Here is a 16,516-nt window from a genome sequence, read left to right as displayed (position 1 = left end):
GTTGCGGCTCCCGTCCGTCGTGGGTGGTGGCATCGTCGGCGAGGACGTCGCGGGCGGGCAACGCTCCTTCCGCCTCACGGAAGGGGTTCCACGGGGACTGTCGGTGGGTGCCCCTAGTCTTTCGCCAACGTTACAGCGGGGCAGGCCGATTGGGGCCGCCTCGGGCGCTGTGCCGTGTTCCGAGCGGTGGGAGAGGCGAAGAACCTATGGGTTGGCTGGCAGCGGGCGGCACCTACGAAGTCGCGCTGGTGGATGGACGGGTGGTGGCCCGGCCCACGCCGGGAGGGGCCCCGGCCGGGCGGGAGGGCAAGCAGGAGGGAACCCTGCCGGCGGAGATCCGGGACCGCCCCGAAGTCGTCGAACTCCAGCGCTTCGCCGCGTGGCTGGACCGGCACGCGGCCGAGTGCGCGGCGCAGGTCACCAACTGGATGGTGTCCTCGCTGCCGGTGCCGACCGGCCTGCTGGCCCGGGTCTGGCCCGACGAGGCATGGCAGGCGGCGCTCCGCGACATCGTCATCGTCGGTGCCACCCCCCAAGAGGTCGGCTTCCTGCGCGACGCGGACGACTCGGGTGAACTGCGGGTGGTGAACCTGGACGGCGAGACCGTTCGCCTGGCGGCCCGGACGGTGACCATGCCCCACCCGGTCCTCCTCCCCGATCTCGAAGGACTCCGCCTGTTCGCGGCGAAGTTGGGGGTGGTCCAGGGTGTCGAACAGATTCACCGGGCCACCTGGAGCAAACCCGCCTACGGGACCGACGGCGGGGCCCGCGGGGTCACCGAGTTCGCCAACGCCGAGTACCGCTCGTGGTTCCACCTCTCCTCCCGTGCCACGTCCCTCGGCTACAGGATCTCCGGCAGCAGCGTCGTCGACAGGATCCGGGACGCCGGGCGCGTCTTCACCGCCACGGTCGGCATGAGCGATCCCTACACCGAGGAGAAGGCCTGGACCGGCAGCCTGACCTGGAGCGACGAGGACGGGCACCGGTGCCTGCCGCTGACCGAGGTCGGTCCCGTGGCCTGGTCCGAGGGCATGCGCATGGCCGCGGCGCTGCACGCCGGCCGCACCGTGACCACGGACGGCGCCGAGTGAACGGCAGCGGTACGCACACCCACGAAAGGCACGCGAGCATGAGCGACGGTACGACACGGGACGGGGCGACTGCAGAGGTGGAGGAGCTGCTGCGCGCCGGTGCGGTACTGCCGCCGGGCACCACCGGAGGAGGCGACCGGGCCGTGCCCGTGTTCGCCCGGGCCTACCGGCATCCGGGTCTGGACGGCCGGACCGTGGTGCGCCTGATCGCCGAGGACGGGACCGGGGACCCGGACACCGGCTTCCTCGGACTCGAGCCCGAGGGCGAGCCGGTGGAGGTCGGTGTCGGGCAGCACCGGGCCATGGGCTTCCCCGAATGGGTGCTGGCCCGCCACCCCTCGGACGGACACCTGGCGATGTCCCTGGTCGAGGAGATGAACAAGGTCGCGCGGACGGTGAGATCCCGGGCGAAGAAGGCCCGCGCCACCTACGAGTCGATCGGCGAACGGCTCGCGGGCTCCGTACCGCACTTCCTGCCGACCTTCTACGAGCAGGCCGGCCGGGTGTTCCTGGGGGTCGACCAGACGGCCTACGCGACCCAGATGTTCGTCAACGCCCGCAAGGCCGAGACGGCACACGCGCTGCCGTTCGACGAGGCGCGCATGGACGCGGTGTTCCTCGAGTTCGCCCTGGCCCGTGCCGTGCCGACGAAGATCCTCTCCAGCTACGCCAAGGGGCTGTCGTCCCGGGTACCGGCCGAGACGGCCTTCCGGCACCTGCGCGGGCTCTTCGTCCGGCTCGCCGCGCACGGCGTGCCGCCGTCCAGTCCGGGCGCGGCCGACCTGCGCCGACTGGCGAAGGCGGTCGCGGGCAGGAACGCGCTCGCCGAGGAGATGGCCTACCTCCGCGAGATGCTGCCGCTGCCCGGCACGGTCAAGGCACCGCCCGGCTGGTGGAAGGCCCACCGGGCCGCCCTGCTGGAACTGGCCCGGCGGGAGCCCGCCGTCCGCGGCACCCTGCTCGGGTTGCTGCCGACGGAGTGGGAGCGGGACGAGCTGCCCCAGTGGCTGGCCCTGCTGGAGGACGCCGGAGCCACCGCCGGGCTGTGCGACACCACGCTGCCCGCCGAGGCCCGGTCCCCCGACGGCACGGTCGGATGGACGCGCAGGGTCGTCGCGCTGTGCGGTGCCGACGGCCATCGCGCCGCACCGCCGGAGCTGTACCCGCTCGTCGACCGCATGGCCGGCGCGCTGCGCGCCGAACTCCGGGCGCAGGGAGACACCTTCGAGCCGCCGGTCGGCGATGTGGACCTGCTCGACCAGCTGCTGTCCCTGGACATACCGGTGGCGGAACCCGGCGACGGCCAGCGGCTCGCGCTGAGTACGTGGGCGGCCCGCGAGCACCGTCGGGACCTCCTGGCGCTGGCAGCCGACGCCCGTTTCCGTCCGGCGTTCCGGCGCGGCTGTCCCGACGGGCACTGGGGCAACAGCGAGGAGACCGTCGTCAACCTGGCCGCGTCCCCCGGCGGGCGTCCGATGCTCGCCCCATGGGTGGCAGAGGCCGCCCGCAAGTACCTCACCGGCGAACTGGCCGAGTTCCTCGGCTACTCGGGCCCGCTGCGCACGCTGTCCTGGCTGCCGGGAGAGGCGCTGGCCGTCGCCGCCGACGAGGTGCGGGAAGCCCTGGCCACCGGCGTCGCACCCGCGCTGGCCCGCACCCTGCGCACCGGGGTCCTCGACGAGCTGGGCTGGCCCGCCTGGGAGGAAGCCCTGCGATCCGCCGCCTCGCGGGAGAAGAACCGGGGGATCAGGGTCATCGACGGCTGGCCGTACCTCATCGTCATGTCGGGCGACGAGGTACGGGTGATCGGGGCGGAGGGCACGGTTCTCGCATGCGAGCCGAGCCTCCCGGACGGTTCGGACCGGCTCTGGTCGTTCACCTGCCAGTACGTCGACGGCGGGCTGTTCGTCTGGTGGCGCTCGTACTCCGCCTCCGAATGGCAGGGGTACTGGCTCGACACCGCCGGCTCGGACTCGCCGCACATGACGGTGGAGGGTCACCACCACTCCTGGTGGCCCTGCGAGGTGGACGGGAGCGGCGGGGTCGACGGGGGCATGGCCCCCGCGTCCCCGCCCCTCCCCGGGGGCGGCCGGGTCACCGGTCTCGGGGTGCTGCGCCGAGGGGACGCCTTCGTACCGGAAACGCGGCGGGTGATCAGCGACGGCACGGCGTACTGGGTGTGGGCCAAGGAGGACGGGGAGAAGGAGCGGTACACCTGGCGCGCGTACGACCCGGTCGGCGACACCCTGGGCGAACCCGGCGCACCGGAGTGGATCGAGGGGGCGCTGAACACCGCCCCGGAGGGAAGCACCCTCGGGAACGCCTGGCTGCTGCCCGCCCCGTCCGCCGTACCGGGCCCGGTGTGCGCCCCGGTGGACGGCGTGCTCGGCTGGCGTGTGGTGACCCTCCCCGACGGCTCGCGGCGGGGCGAGGACCTGGCCGGACGCGCGGTCGTCGTGCCGCCCGCGGTGGGCGCGGACCCCGAGCACGCGCTGGTCTTCCCCGGCGCCGACCGGCCGTTGACCGTGATCTCCAGGTCCCGCACGGTCCAACTGTTCGACACCGACGGCGTGCTGGTCGCCGAGAGCGGGAGCGGCTACAAGGCGGGCCCCTTCCACGCGGGTACGGCCCTGCTTCCGCACCTGCGCTACTGGCACCTCCTCCAGCCGCGCGACCCGCAGGGATCCGCCGCGCTGCGTCAGGTCGGCGAGGACACCGCGGCGGCACTCCTGGCAGGGGCCGTGGCCGCGCTGGACGCCGAGAAGGACGACGAGCCGGGGAAGGAACGGGCCGGGACGGACCGCCGGGACACGGTGTCCGACCTGGTCCGCACGCTCCTGCCGGAGGTCGGCCACGAGGCGCTGCGCGCGGGCATCACCGGGGTGGTGCGGTTCGCGGCCGAGCAGCAGCGCACCCTGGACGCGGCGCTGGCCCGGCTCGACTCCGCGATCGCCGGAGTCGTCCCGCAGGAGCCGCGGCCCGAGGTGGGAGACGAGCTGCTCGAGGCGGCGGTGAACGGCGTCGGTCTGACCGGCCGGGGCTGGCGCCCCCATTACTGGGCCAGCGACCACTACCTCTACGACCTGCCGCGCCTGCTGGGCCGGTCCATGCGGAGCACGGCCGAGCCGGCGCCCGCGGGCCGGATCCACCAAGAGCTGACCGGGCAGAAGTCGCTGGAGAAGATCGACGCCTCGGCCCTGCCCGAGCTGCCCGCGATACTCGCCCTGCGAGCCGGTTCGGTGCCCGTCCTGGAGGAGCACCGGCAGGCACTGGACGCGTACCTCGCGGAGTTCGACGCGCAGGAACTCACGGACCTGGACCCGGGCCACTGGCGCCGCGTCCGGCTGCGGCTGGACAGGAGCCTGTTCGAGGGGCCCCACGCCGTGCGGGGCGGCACGAACGAGACCGTGCTCCCCCTCGACGGCGGTGCGTTCCTGCTCTTTCCCCACCGCGCGTTCGACTTCCTCGGCGAATGGGACTTGGAGGACGACCCCACGGGCCATCGCTACGGAGCGGTCTTCCATGATCCGTCCGGCCGGTTCGAGGTACCCGCGCCCTACACCCTGGTCGCCGCGGGGCCGTTCGTGCCGGAGCGGACGCGAGCTCCCGGCTGGGCGGCGGCGTTCCGCGCCGAGCTCGCCGAGCGCGGCCCGGCGCCCTGGTTCCCGGCGGCTGCCGAGGAGTTCGCGCGACTCACCGGTGTCACCCCGACCATGGCCCGGCTGGTGGTCGCGGGTATGCCCATGGTCGACGACAAGCGCGAGGCGGTGCCCTCCGCGACGCTCAAGGCGATCGGAGTGAAGGCGGCCGACGCGCGCGTGGCCAAGGACGAGTTGCGCTCCCTCGACGCGGGCGCCCGGCAGGCCGTCGTGGCGGCGCTCCTGCCCGCCGAGCCGACGCGGCTGTGGACGGACGGCCCCGACGCCGCCCGCGCGGCCGAGGTCTGGAACGAGCGGCTGGGCCGGCGCACACCCGTCCGCGAGGAGGTGCTGCACGACGCGGCCCGCACCGTGGTGTCCCCGGGATGGGCACCGCCCGCAGCCCTGCACGGCTTCGTCGACATGGCCACCGAGCCCCGCCTGACACGGGACCTGACCTGGCGGCTCGGCCCCTACTGCGTCCAGTCCGCCGAGAAGACACCCGGCTTCGACAACAACGTCCTCAAGGGTTCGGTGGCCCTCGCCGCGTGGCTCGCCCACCGGCTCCCGTCCGGCGACCCGGTCCGCGCCACCCTGCCCGGCGTACTGAGCGCGCTGCGCGACCGGCTGGCCCATCCGGGCCTGCTGATCGCTCTCGACCGGCGGACCGAGTGGGAGCCGTTCCGGCGGGCCGCCGGAGATCCCACGGAGACCGGCGAGGACTTCGTGCGCTACGGCGCCGTCGTGCTGGGCACCGGGGGGCCCGGACCCGTCCCCGCCATCCGGCCCGCGCTGCTGGACGCGGCCGGCAACGACCCCCACCTGACGGCGCTGTTCACGGGTGAACGACCGAACGCCCAGGAGACCGCGCTGAGCATGGTCCACGACCGGCGCTTCGCCGAACTGCTCGCCGACCCCGGCAACCCGGTGGCGGGCGAGCGCGACGCGGACGGGCTGTGGTGGCCGCAGGACCCCGCCCGGTCCGTGCCCGACCTGGTCGCCGAGGTCGCCGAGCGGTACGGCGTCGGCGAGGACGCCGCCGTCCTCTACCTGATGCTGCTCGCCATGCCGGACCCCACCGACCGCAACACCGCGCGCTGGACCGGCTGGGGCGGGCAGCGAGGGGGAACGGCCCGGCTCCGCGCCGCCCGCGCCGAACTCGCGGCCACCGACCTCGTGCTCGAGGGCAACCGCTCCAAGGCCGGACGTTCGCTGTTCCTGCCCGGCGGCTGGACCCGGCTCGGCAATCCGCACCTGCCGCTGGAGCGGTGGAAGCTGCCGATGTACGACCTGCGCGACGGCGAGAGCCCCGTACTGGGTGTCGTCGTGCCCACCCGGCCCGTCGCCGGTCTGTACCGCGAGGCCTGGCAGCGGGTCCAGGACGGGGACGGGCCGCGACTGGAGGAACTGGAGGTGCCGCGACCGCGCAAGCGCCGCCGCTGAGTTCCGCCACCGGAGGGGACGCGGCCCAGTGGCTCGCCACCGCCGTCCACCTCGCCGGGGGCGCCGAGGCGGCCCTGCGCGACGGGAGGTGGCGCGGATGAGCTCGGCGGCGGGGCCGGCGGGATTCGAACCGCGGACAGGAGAGGGGCGGGGCCCGCCCGGTCCCGTCAGTCGGCGTGCGCGGGCCTCGCCCACGTCGATCGCAATGGACCGCTCTGCCACGGCCCCGCAGCCTGCGGGCACCGCGCGCTACCGCTCCGGTCAGCGTAAGGATGCCGTCCCGTCCGGGCGACATGTCTTGTCTCCGCCCGTGGGTCACCCTCCGGGTACCGGCGACTTCCACTTCCGCGCCACCCCCCGCCACCGGAACGGGAGCGGCGCCCGCCAGACCGGGGCGGGCATGCCGGGCCGCGCGTCCGGGCCCCGCGTCCGTGGCATGTCCGCCGGGCGGCCCTACAGCCGCGTCAGGTGCCCCGGCTCCGGCTGCCGGGGCACCAGCACCGGTCCCGCCTGCCTCGGCCCCGCCGCCACCTGTCCCGCCGCTGCCGTTCCCGCAGGTTCCTGATGCGCCGCCGCCTGCCCCGTCGCCGTCCGTCGGCCGGCCGGTTCCCGTCCCGCCGCATCCGGCTCCAGTACCGGTACGGCGGCCATCGGCCCGGTGTCAGCGGGCCGCCCGGGCGTCGCCCGGCTCAGCTGGACCACGCCCCAGGCGGCCAGCGCCGCACCGGTCAGCGCGAGCAGTACCCCGCCCGCGCCGCCCCGCAGCCGCTCACCGAGCAGGGACAACCCGATCACCGCGGCGGCCAGCGGGTTGGCCAGCGTCACCACCGCCAGCGGGGCGCCGAGACCACCCCGGTACGCCGTCTGCGACAGCAGCAGCCCGCCCGCCGCGAAGGCCGCCACCAGCACCGCCACCCCGATCACCTGCGCGCTGAGCAGCGGGCCCGAGCGGTCCGTGACGGCGACCGTCACGGTCTGGGTGAGCGCCGAGGCGACTCCGGAGGCGATGCCGGACGCCGTCGCGTGCCGCAGCCCCGGCCGGGCGCCGGGCCGCGACAGCATGCCGATCAGCGCCGCCGTCGCGCCGGAGACCACCAGCGCCTCGGACACGCTCAGCACGTCGTCGGGCGCGGGACCGGACGCGGTGAGCAGCAGCGCGCCCAGCCCGAGCAGCGTCAGCCCGGTGCCTCTCCACTCGACCGCGCTCACCCGCCGGCCCGCCAGCCGCGCCCCCAGGGGCACCGCCGCGACCAGGGTGAGCGCACCGAGTGGCTGCACCACGGTCAGGGGGCCGTACTTGAGGGCCACGACATGCAGGAGCGCGGCCGCGGCGTTGAGCGCGACCGACCACCACCAGGCGCCGGTGGCCAGCATCCGCAGGGCGCCCGTGCCGGTGCTGCGGGAGGCCAGGCGCTCCTGGGCGACGGCCGCGGCGGCGTAGGCGCAGGCGGAGACCAGGGACAGCAGGACGGCGAGCAGAGCGGCGCTCATCGGCCCGCCCCCACCAGCTCGTGCCGTTCCGCCGCAGTCCCGGGCCGGAACTCCGGCCGGCGGTGCGACACGGCGCACCGGGGCCGCCGCGGCACGCGGATCACCGCGAGCGCGAGACCGAGCAGGGCCGCGGCCACGAGCACGTCGAGCCAGTAGTGGTTCGCGGTGCCCACGATCACCAGCAGCGTCACCAGCGGATGCAGCAGCCACAGCCACCGCAGGCGCGACCGCGTCGCGACGATCAGACCGACCGCCAGCATCAGGGCCCAGCCGAAGTGCAGCGAGGGCATCGCCGCGAACTGGTTCGACAACTGGTCGGTGCCCGGCGGGCCGTACACCGAGGGGCCGAACACCCGGGCCGTGTCGATCAGACCGGTGGTGCCCAGCATCCGCGGCGGGGCGAGCGGGAAGAGGAGGTGCAGCACGAGCGCGGCGGCGGTCAGCGCGGCCAGTGCCCGGCGGGCCCAGACGTAATGGGCGGGCCGCCGCAGGTAGAGCCAGACCAGGAAGGCCGCGGTGGCCGGGAAGTGGACCGTGGCGTAGTAGGTGTTCGCCGCGTGTATCAGGGTGTCGCCGTGCAGGAGCAGGGACTGCACCGTGCCCTCATCGGGCAGCCGTAGCGCGCGTTCCCAGTCCCACACGTGGCGGGCGTTGCGGAAGGCCTCGGCGGTGTGGCCGGTCGCCAGCTGCCGGCCGAACTTGTACACGAGGAAGAGCCCGGCCACGAGCAGGACCTCACGGACGATCGGCGGGCGCGGGTGTGCGTCCGGTGCCGCTTCTGCAGGATCGCTGCGGGCGTTCATCCCCCGGCCCCTTCGCTGACGGTGGTGCGTGTGGCTCACGGGTACGGGGGCGTGTGACGGTTCTCATCGATACGACCTCGTTCCGATACGCCAGTGTACCGATACGCTGGTGTACCGGTACACTGACGTATCGATAGACATACGACACACTGGAGTACAGGCCGCTGGAGCGCCGCTGTACCGCCGCTGGAACCGAGTGAGGAGCAGAGCCGATGACGTCGCAGGCCGCGGACCGACCGGACACGGCCGGCGCCTCGCGCCGCTCCAAGATCACGCCGGAGCGTGAGCAGGAGTTCTTCGACGCCGTGCTCGAACAGATCCGGTCCTGCGGCTATGACGCCGTCACCATGGACGGCATCGCCGCCAGCACCCGGTGCAGCAAGTCCACGCTCTACCGGCAGTGGAAGACCAAGCCGCAGTTCGTGGCCGCGGCGCTGCGTTCCCACCGCCGGGTGCGCTTCGTCGGCATCGACACCGGGTCGCTCGCCGAGGACCTGCGCCAGGCGGCCCGCGCCGCGGGTGAGGGAGCGGCCAGGGACACCGGGCTGCTCCAGGCGCTCGGCCACGCGGTCATGCAGGACCCGGAGCTCCAGTGCGCGCTGCGCGAGGCGCTCGTCGAGCCGGAGATCGCGGCGCTGAGGGAGATCCTCGACCGCGGCGTCGCCCGGGGAGAGGTGCCCGCCGGCCACCCGGCCCTGGAGTACGTGCCCGCGCAGATGTTCGGCATGCTGCGGATGCGGCCCGTGGTCGAGGGCGAACAGGCCGACGCCGCGTACCTCGTCCGGTTCGTGGAGGCCGTCGTGCTGCCGGCGCTCGGCCTCCCCTGAGACTCAGGCCGCCGTCCGTGGGATGACTGGACGGCGGCCTGCCCGCGCCGCACCGTGGGGACGGGGGCGGCGCGCACCACCGGCCGGGTGGGGCACCCTCTGAGCGGAAGGGCGCCCCACCCGGCCGACTGCTGTCCGGGGGCGGTCAGACGTCCTGCCCGTTGCCGCCGCCTCCGGAGGAGTCCGCCTCGATGCCCTTGGTGATCTCGTCGATGACGGACTGGTTCTCCCCGACGTCGACGCCGAACCGGACGACGACGATGCGCTCGGGGTCGGCGGGCGCCGGGAAGGCGAGCGATTCGACGTAGCCGTCGGCACCCTCGCCGGTGACCGCCTTCCAGCGGACCAGGTAGCCCTTCTGCCCGGCGACCGTGACCGCCTCGGACGCCAGTTCCTCGTGGGAGGTGATCCCGCCGTAGGACTCGCCGCCGTAGGACTCCTCGGCGTTCGCCTCGATGTCGGCCTTCGCGACCTCCTCGGCGGTGGCGCCCTTCGTGCCCAGCACCACCGCGGGAGCCGAGTAGGCGCCGCCCTTGGTGCACGTCTTGGAGGTGTCGCCCGGGCACGGGTAGCTGTCGTCCGACGTCACCGTCGCGCCCACGGACAACCGCTGTCCGGACCAGCCGTCCGGAATGGGCAGGCTGATCCCGCTGACCGGGTCCGTCACCGATCCGCTGTCGATCGTGGGCGGTTCGGACCCGTCGGGGGAGCCGGGAGCGGACGGCTCGCCGCCCTCGCCGCCGCCCGAGTCGCCGAAGGGGTCGTTCTGGCCGCCGGGGCCGCGCCGGTCCGCCTGCGAGGACACGCTGTCGCCGCCCGAACCGTCGTCGGCCAGCACGTACACGCCGACACCGATCCCGGCCAGCACGGCCACGGCGGCGGCGACGGCTATGCCGGTGCGCAGCCGGTGCCGCCGGGCGGACGGCGGCTGGACGGGCAGCCCCGGATAGCCCGGGTGCACGGGGTACGGCGCGGGCCCGGCACCGTACGCGGGCACGCCGTCGTGCGCCGGCGGCTGTACGGGCGGTTGCGCGGGCGGCTGCGCAGGAGGCGCCCACGCGGCGGCCGGCCCCGCGGGGCGGACCTGGTCCGTCCACGCCTTGCCGTCCCACCAGCGTTCGGTGGTGGGACCGTCATTCTTCTGTCCGGGGTCCGGGTACCACCCGGGGGGAGTCACCTGCGTCATGTGCCCACCGTATGAGGCGTCGGTGAAAGCGTGATGAGAGACCCCGCGCCGGCTCGCCGGGCCGCCCGCCGTGCCGGCGCCGTTCACGACGAGTTGACGGACGTCGCCCGGTGCCGCCGCTGATGACGGGCCCGGCGCGTCGTCCGCGCTTTACCGCATGTCACCCGTCACGGCAACTGCCGCCCCGACACCCCACCACGCGCGCGATCGGACGGCTAGGCTCGAGGTCTGTACGTCATTCGGGCGACTCGGGGAGGTAGCGGGATGACGGAGGTACGGCGGAGGTCCGCCGCCTCGGCCGCCCTTTGGGAGCGCGACGAGGAAGTCGCCACCCTCACACAGGCGGTCGACACACTGTGCGCGGACCGCACGTCTCCCGGCAGCCTCCTGGAGGCCCGGGGCGAGGCCGGACTCGGCAAGACCGCGCTGCTCGCCGAGACCCGTCGGATCGCGGAGGCCCGGGGCTGCACCGTCTGGTCGGCGCGCGGCGGCGAGACCCTCAGGTCCGTCCCCTTCAACGTCGTACGCCAACTGCTCCAGCCCGCCCTGGTGTCCATGCTCCCGGAGGAGGCGCGCGAGTACCTCGGCGACTGGTACGACATCGCGGGCCCCGCCCTCGGTATCGCGGACCCCGGGGAGCGGCAGGCCGACCCGCAGGGCGTGTGCGAGGGACTGGTCGCCGCCGTGCGCCGGCTCGCCCGCCGGGAGTGGCCGCTGGTCCTGCTGATCGACGACGCCCACTGGGCCGACCAGGAGACCCTGCGCTGGCTCGCCGCGTTCGCCGAACGGCTCGACGAGATCTCCGTGCTGGTCGTGATCGCCCGCCGCCCCGGCGACGTCAGCGGCGACAGCGCCCGCCACCTGGACGCGGCCGCCGCCGTTGGCCGCCTCCTCGCCCCGCTGAACGCCCTCACCCCCGACGCGACGGCCGGCCTCACCCGCTCCACGCTGGGCGACCACGCCGACGCCGCGTTCTGCCGCGAGGTGTGGGCCGTCACCGGGGGCAACCCCTACGAGACCGTGGAACTCCTCGCCAAGGTCCAGGACAGCGAACTGGAACCGGTCGAGGCGGAGGCCTCCGAACTGCGCGCCCTGAACCGCTCCGCCCGGGGCGGCGGCCTCGTCGCCCGACTGGAGCAACTCGGCGTCGAATCGACCCGGTTCGCCTGGGCCGCCGCCATCCTCGGCAGCGGCATCACCGTCGACATGGTGGCCCGGCTCGCCACCCTCGACCGCGACGAGGCCGCCCGCTGCGCCGAGTTGCTGCGCGGCGCACGCATCCTCTCCGCACCCGACCCCGCCGCCGGGCAACCGGACGCGGGCGACCTGGAGTTCGTCCACCCGCTGATCGCCACCGCCGTCTACAACTCCATCCCCGACGCGCTGCGCACGGCGATGCACGGCATAGCGGCCCAGCTGGTCACCGACTCCCGGCTCGGCGCCGCGGCCGCCTCCCGCCACCTGCTCCGGGTGCATCCCGACGACGACCCGGAGGTCGTCGGCCAGTTGCGCGACGCCGCCCGCGAGCACCTCGCCGTCGGCGCGCCCGACGCGGCCCGCCTCTGCCTCGAACGCGCCCTGCGGGAACCGCCGCTGCCCGACGTCCACGCGCGCGTCCTCTACGAACTGGGCTGCGCCACCCTCCTCACCGCGCCCGCCACCACCATCGGCCACCTGCGCACCGCCCTCGCCATGCCCGGCCTCGACGGCGACCAACGCGTCAACGCCGTGTTCCGGCTCTCCGAGGCCCTGCTCCACAACAACCAGCTGGAGGAGGCCGTCCGCACCGTCGAGGCGGAGGCCGCCCGGAACCCGGACCCGTCCGCCCGGCTGCGAATGCGGGCCGTCCAGTACATGTGGGAGGGCATCCACCCCGGCGAGACGCCGTCACCCGGCCGTTCCGCGCACCTCGCCGAACTCGCCCGGACCTGCACCGGCCGCGACGACACCGAGCGCGCCCTGCTCATCCTGCGCGGATTCGACGCGATGACCCACGGCGAGAACGCCGAGGAGGTCGTCGAGCTGTGCGACCGCACCCTCGTCAACGGCCGCCTCGCTCCCGGCCTCGGCTGGACCGACAACGAGTGGGGCCTGGAACTGCCGATGATGCTGGCCAACTGCTACGCCTACACCGACCGGCTCGACCGCGCCGAGGCACTGTTCACCGAGGCCCTGCGCGCCTACGAGACCGCCGGCTGGAGCGGCGGCCACCTCGCCCTCGCGTACACCTACGTCGGGCTCGGCCATCGCAGGCGGGGCCGCCTCAAGGAGGCCGAGGCGACCCTGCGCGAATCACTGCGCGTCGCGGAACGCGTCGGCCGTGGCCTGCCGATGTACTGGTCCGCGGTCTGCAACCTGATCGACACGCTGCTCGCCCGCGGCCATGTCGAGGAGGCCCGGTCCGTCGCCGACCAGTACGGCTTCGACCCGCCGTACCCGGCCACGATCGTGCTGCCCGAGCCCCGTTCCGTACGCGGGCGGCTGCTGCTCGCCACCGGCCGCACCAAGGAAGGCATCAACGAACTGGAGGCCGCCGAGAAGGCGGCGGCCGCTCGCGGGCGGGACAACCCGGTGGTGGCCCCCTGGGCGACCGAGCTCGCCCGGGCCCTCGCCGCGGAAGACCCCGCCCGCGCCGCCCGACTGGCCTCCGACGCCCGCCGCCAGGCCGAGCGCTTCGGCACGGACACCGCCATAGGCGAGGCCCTGCGCTGCGCCGCCGCGCTGGAGACCGGTCAGCGCGCGGTCCGGCTCGCCGCCCAGGCCGTCACCTATCTCGAGGCGTCACCCTGCCAGTACGAGCACGCCGCCGCCCGCGTGGAGTACGGCATCGCCGCCCGCTCGGCGGCCGAGCTGCGCCGCGGCCTGGCGCTGGCGGACTCGTGCGGCGCGGACGGGCTGGTGGCGAGGGCCCGCGAGGCACTGGCGGCGGGCCCGTGAGCCGAGGGGCCGGTATCGGCCCACGGGGACGCCGGCGGCTCAGCCGCCGGCGCCGTCCTCCTCGGCCAGCACCCGCTGGGCCGTCGCGAACGCCGAGTTCGCGGCGGGCACCCCGCAGTACACCGCCGTCTGCAGCAGCACCGCGCCGATCTCGTCCGGCGTCAGCCCGTTGCGCCGCGCCGCCCGTACGTGCATGGCCAGCTCCTCGTAGTGGCCGAGGGCGACCAGCGCCGTCATCGTGACCATGCTGCGCTCGCGGCGCGAGAGGGTCTCGTCGGTCCAGATCTCACCCCAGGCGTAGCGCGAGATGAAGTCCTGGAACCGGGCCGTGAACGGGGTCTGCCGCCCCTGCGCCCGGTCCACGTGCGCGTCGCCGAGCACCTCGCGCCGCACCGCCATGCCCCGCCCGGCGCCGCCGTCGAAGTGCGCCCGCAGCGCGGTCAGCACCGCCTCGGGACGCTCCGCCGGCGCCAGGTGCGAGGCCCCCGGCAGTTCGGTCAGCGTCGCGCCCGGCACCGCGTCGGCGATCTCCCGCAGATGCGCGGGCGGTGTCGCCGGGTCCTCGCGGCCCGCGATCAGCAGCGTCGGCGCCGTGATCTCGCCGAGCCGGTCCCGCAGGTCGAAGGCGGCCAGCGCGTCACAGCAGGCGGCGTACGCCCCCGGATCGGCGTCCCGGTGGTCCCGCACCAGCGCCGGCACGGTGAACCCGGGCGTGAACCACCGGTCGTCCGCGCTCCGAGCGAGCTTCGCCAGCCCCTCCGCGCGCACCGTCGCGGCCCGCTCCTCCCACGCCCGCGCACCGTTGAAGTGCGCCGACGAGCAGACGACGGCCAGCGACGACACCCGCTCCGGGTGGTGCACGGCCAGATGCAGTCCCACCGCGCCGCCCAGTGACACGCCCGCGTAGGCGAACCGTTCCACCCCGAGCGAGTCGGCGAGCGCGAGGACCAGGCCGGCGAGGTCGCCGACGGTGGCGCCCGGCCCGATGAGCTCCGCCGCCGAACCTCCGTGCCCCGGCAGATCCCAGCGGATCACCCGGTGTGCGATGGACAGCTCGGGCGCCACCTCGTCCCACAGCGCGTACGAGGTGCCCAGCGAGGGCCCGAGCAGCAGCGGGGGAGCGGAGGCGGGGCCTTCGGACAGGTGGTTGAGCATGGTCAACGTCGCTCCAGAGCACGGTCGGTCAGGGCTCCGGCGGAGCCGGTGTAACGGGCGGGGTCGGTCAGGGAGCCGAGATCGATGCCGGACAACTCCGGCACCTCGGCGAGCAGTTCGCCAAGACCGCGGTCCTCGGTGTACGTCCGCCGGGCCAGCTCGGTGAGCAGCGCCTTGGCACGGGCCTGCCCGAGCACCGGCGCCAGTTCGGCGGAGAGCCGCTCGGACACGATCAGCCCGTGGGTGAGGCCGAGGTGCGCGCGCATCGCGTCCGGGCGGACCTGGAGCCCCTCGGCCAGCTCCGCGGCGTCACGGGCCGCGCCGCCGGTCAGCCGCAGCAGGTCCCGCAGCGGCTCCCACTCGGCGTGCCAGGCCCCGGCCGGCCGCTCGTCCTCGGCGGTCAGCGAGCCGTACAGCGTGGCCGCGAGCTGCGGCGCGCGCCGGGCCGCCGCCGCGATCAGCGTGGACCGTACGGGATTGGCCTTGTGCGGCATCGCCGACGAGCCGCCGCCGCTGCCCTCGGCGACCTCGGCGGTCTCGGTACGGGAGAGGACGAGCACGTCCGCGGCGATCTTCCCGAGCGCGCCGGCGGCGAAGGCGAGGCAGCCGGCCAGGTCGGCGACCGGGGTGCGCAGCGTGTGCCAGGGCAGCACGGGCGCCCGCAGCCCGAGTTCACGGGCGTACGCCGACGGCAGCCCGGCCGGGTCCGCCGCGCCGTACGCCCCGAAGGCGGCCAGGGTGCCGGCCGCGCCGCCGAGTTGGGCGGGCAGCGCGTCGCGTACGGCGGCGATCCGGTCCCGCGCGTCGAGCACCAGCGTGCGCCAGCCGGCCGCCTTCAGTCCGAAGGTCGTCGGCACGGCGTGCTGGGTGAGCGTCCGGCCCGGCATCGCCGTGTCCCGGTGCTCGGCGGCCAGCCGCGCCAGCGCCCGCTCCGTACGGCCGAGGTCGGGCAGCAGCAGGTCCAGGGTGCGGGCGGCGACCAGCATCGTCGCCGTGTCCAGGATGTCCTGGCTGGTCGCACCCCGGTGCACGTACGGCCCGTACTCCTCGCCGACCGCCTCCGTCAGGTCGGCCACCAGCGGGATCACCGGGTTGCCGCCGCCGCGGGCGCGTCCGGCCAGGGAGCGCACGTCGAAACGGGCCGGGTCCGCCGCGTCGGTCACCGCGGCCGCCGCCTCGGCGGGGGCGAGGCCCAGCCCGGCCTGAGCGCGGGTCAGCGCCGCCTCCGCGTCGAGCAGCGCACGCAGATAGGCGTGGTCGTCGGTGGCGTCGGCGGCCGGTGAGCCCGCCCAGCCGGGGGCGAGCAGGCCCCCCGTGCCGAGAGCTTCGGGAGCTGATGTCACTGGAACTCCAGGAAGACCGTCTCGCCCTCGCCCTGAAGGCGGATGTCGAAACGGTACGTCCCGTCGCCCTCGTCCGCGGCGATCAGCGTGTCGCGGCGCTCCGCGTCCACCCGGGACAGCAGTGGGTCCGCGGCGAGCACCGCCTCGTCGCCCGGCAGGTAGATCCGGGTGAACAGGTGCACGAGCAGCCCGCGCGCGAACACGCACACGCCGACGTACGGCGCGCTCCGCCCGCGCGCCCCGGGCCGCAGCGTACGCACGTACCAGTGGCCGTTCGCGTCGGTCTGGATGCGGCCGAAGCCGGTGAACTCCACGCCGTTGCGGCCGAGAAACCCGCCGGAGGCGGGGTCGCGCCGCATCGAGCCGTCGGCCGTCGGCAGGTTGCCGTCCGGGTCGGGCCCCCACACCTCCAGGAGCGCGTCCGGCAGCGGGTCGCCCGCGCCGTCGTACACGTACCCGTGCACGGTGACCGTGTCCGGGTGGCCGACGGGCGCGATGTCCTCGCCGCCGCGGAAGGGCAGCGCGTACCCGTAGAACGGGCCGACCGTGTGCGACGGCGTGGGCAGCACGTTCTCCGGGCCGCTGGTGTCGATCTTCGTCAT

Annotated in this window: 10 protein-coding genes; 4 read left to right on the top strand and 6 right to left on the bottom strand. The window is 74.9% G+C overall.

Features of this window, described 5'->3' with window-relative positions; translation table 11 throughout:
- The first annotated feature begins 206 nt into the window (after positions 1–206).
- Positions 207–1,091: a DUF4132 domain-containing protein gene (locus ACP4J0_RS04845; RefSeq protein ID WP_426597334.1), complete on the top strand. Its 885-nt coding sequence runs from the start codon at positions 207–209 to the stop codon at positions 1,089–1,091.
- A gap of 38 nt (positions 1,092–1,129) precedes the next feature.
- Entirely contained in the window at positions 1,130–6,172 is a 5,043-nt protein-coding gene (locus ACP4J0_RS04840) for a DNA-binding protein (RefSeq protein ID WP_426597333.1), read from the top strand.
- A gap of 453 nt (positions 6,173–6,625) precedes the next feature.
- On the opposite strand, the gene ACP4J0_RS04835 is transcribed toward ACP4J0_RS04840, so the two are convergent.
- A complete protein-coding gene (locus ACP4J0_RS04835) occupies positions 6,626–7,663 on the bottom strand; it encodes a hypothetical protein (protein ID WP_426597332.1) in 1,038 nt (345 codons plus the stop codon).
- Positions 7,660–8,466, bottom strand: a complete 807-nt coding sequence (locus tag ACP4J0_RS04830) for a phosphatase PAP2 family protein (RefSeq protein WP_426597331.1) — start codon at positions 8,464–8,466, stop codon at positions 7,660–7,662. Before ACP4J0_RS04830 ends, ACP4J0_RS04835 begins: the two co-directional genes overlap by 4 nt.
- A 212-nt stretch (positions 8,467–8,678) precedes the next feature.
- On the opposite strand from ACP4J0_RS04830, the gene ACP4J0_RS04825 reads away from it, so the two are divergent.
- Positions 8,679–9,293: a TetR/AcrR family transcriptional regulator gene (locus ACP4J0_RS04825; protein WP_426597330.1), complete on the top strand. Its 615-nt coding sequence runs from the start codon at positions 8,679–8,681 to the stop codon at positions 9,291–9,293.
- Positions 9,294–9,438: 145 nt separating this feature from the next.
- On the opposite strand, the gene ACP4J0_RS04820 is transcribed toward ACP4J0_RS04825, so the two are convergent.
- Positions 9,439–10,479, bottom strand: a complete 1,041-nt coding sequence (locus ACP4J0_RS04820; protein WP_426597329.1) for a DUF2510 domain-containing protein — start codon at positions 10,477–10,479, stop codon at positions 9,439–9,441.
- Between the two features lie 264 nt (positions 10,480–10,743).
- On the opposite strand from ACP4J0_RS04820, the gene ACP4J0_RS04815 reads away from it, so the two are divergent.
- Positions 10,744–13,416 (top strand): ATP-binding protein, encoded by a 2,673-nt coding sequence (locus tag ACP4J0_RS04815; RefSeq protein ID WP_426597328.1) that lies wholly within the window; start codon positions 10,744–10,746, stop codon positions 13,414–13,416.
- A gap of 39 nt (positions 13,417–13,455) precedes the next feature.
- On the opposite strand, the gene pcaD is transcribed toward ACP4J0_RS04815, so the two are convergent.
- The 3 genes from pcaD to pcaG are packed head-to-tail and all read right to left on the bottom strand — an operon-like array spanning position 13,456 to position 16,516.
- Positions 13,456–14,571, bottom strand: a complete 1,116-nt coding sequence (pcaD, locus tag ACP4J0_RS04810; RefSeq protein ID WP_426597523.1) for a 3-oxoadipate enol-lactonase — start codon at positions 14,569–14,571, stop codon at positions 13,456–13,458.
- A 2-nt stretch (positions 14,572–14,573) separates the two neighbouring features.
- A complete protein-coding gene (gene pcaB, locus ACP4J0_RS04805) occupies positions 14,574–15,914 on the bottom strand; it encodes a 3-carboxy-cis,cis-muconate cycloisomerase (RefSeq protein ID WP_426597327.1) in 1,341 nt (446 codons plus the stop codon).
- Complete coding sequence (gene pcaG, locus ACP4J0_RS04800) at positions 15,911–16,516, bottom strand: protocatechuate 3,4-dioxygenase subunit alpha (protein ID WP_426597326.1); 606 nt, start codon at positions 16,514–16,516, stop codon at positions 15,911–15,913. Before pcaG ends, pcaB begins: the two co-directional genes overlap by 4 nt.

Source organism: Streptomyces sp. WG7 (assembly GCF_049975785.1).
Lineage (GTDB): Bacteria > Actinomycetota > Actinomycetes > Streptomycetales > Streptomycetaceae > Streptomyces.
This window is presented reverse-complemented; position numbering and strand designations above follow the sequence as displayed.

Excerpts from the sequence above, each read along its gene's own strand:
- ACP4J0_RS04840 (WP_426597333.1), top strand. The coding sequence starts at position 1,130 with ATGAGCGACGGTACGACACGGGACGGGGCGACTGCAGAGGTGGAGGAG.
- pcaG (WP_426597326.1), bottom strand. The coding sequence starts at position 16,516 with ATGACGAAGATCGACACCAGCGGCCCGGAGAACGTGCTGCCCACGCCG.
- ACP4J0_RS04825 (WP_426597330.1), top strand. The coding sequence starts at position 8,679 with ATGACGTCGCAGGCCGCGGACCGACCGGACACGGCCGGCGCCTCGCGC.
- ACP4J0_RS04845 (WP_426597334.1), top strand. The coding sequence starts at position 207 with ATGGGTTGGCTGGCAGCGGGCGGCACCTACGAAGTCGCGCTGGTGGAT.
- ACP4J0_RS04830 (WP_426597331.1), bottom strand. The coding sequence starts at position 8,466 with ATGAACGCCCGCAGCGATCCTGCAGAAGCGGCACCGGACGCACACCCG.
- ACP4J0_RS04820 (WP_426597329.1), bottom strand. The coding sequence starts at position 10,479 with ATGACGCAGGTGACTCCCCCCGGGTGGTACCCGGACCCCGGACAGAAG.
- ACP4J0_RS04815 (WP_426597328.1), top strand. The coding sequence starts at position 10,744 with ATGACGGAGGTACGGCGGAGGTCCGCCGCCTCGGCCGCCCTTTGGGAG.
- pcaD (WP_426597523.1), bottom strand. The coding sequence starts at position 14,571 with ATGCTCAACCACCTGTCCGAAGGCCCCGCCTCCGCTCCCCCGCTGCTG.
- ACP4J0_RS04835 (WP_426597332.1), bottom strand. The coding sequence starts at position 7,663 with ATGAGCGCCGCTCTGCTCGCCGTCCTGCTGTCCCTGGTCTCCGCCTGC.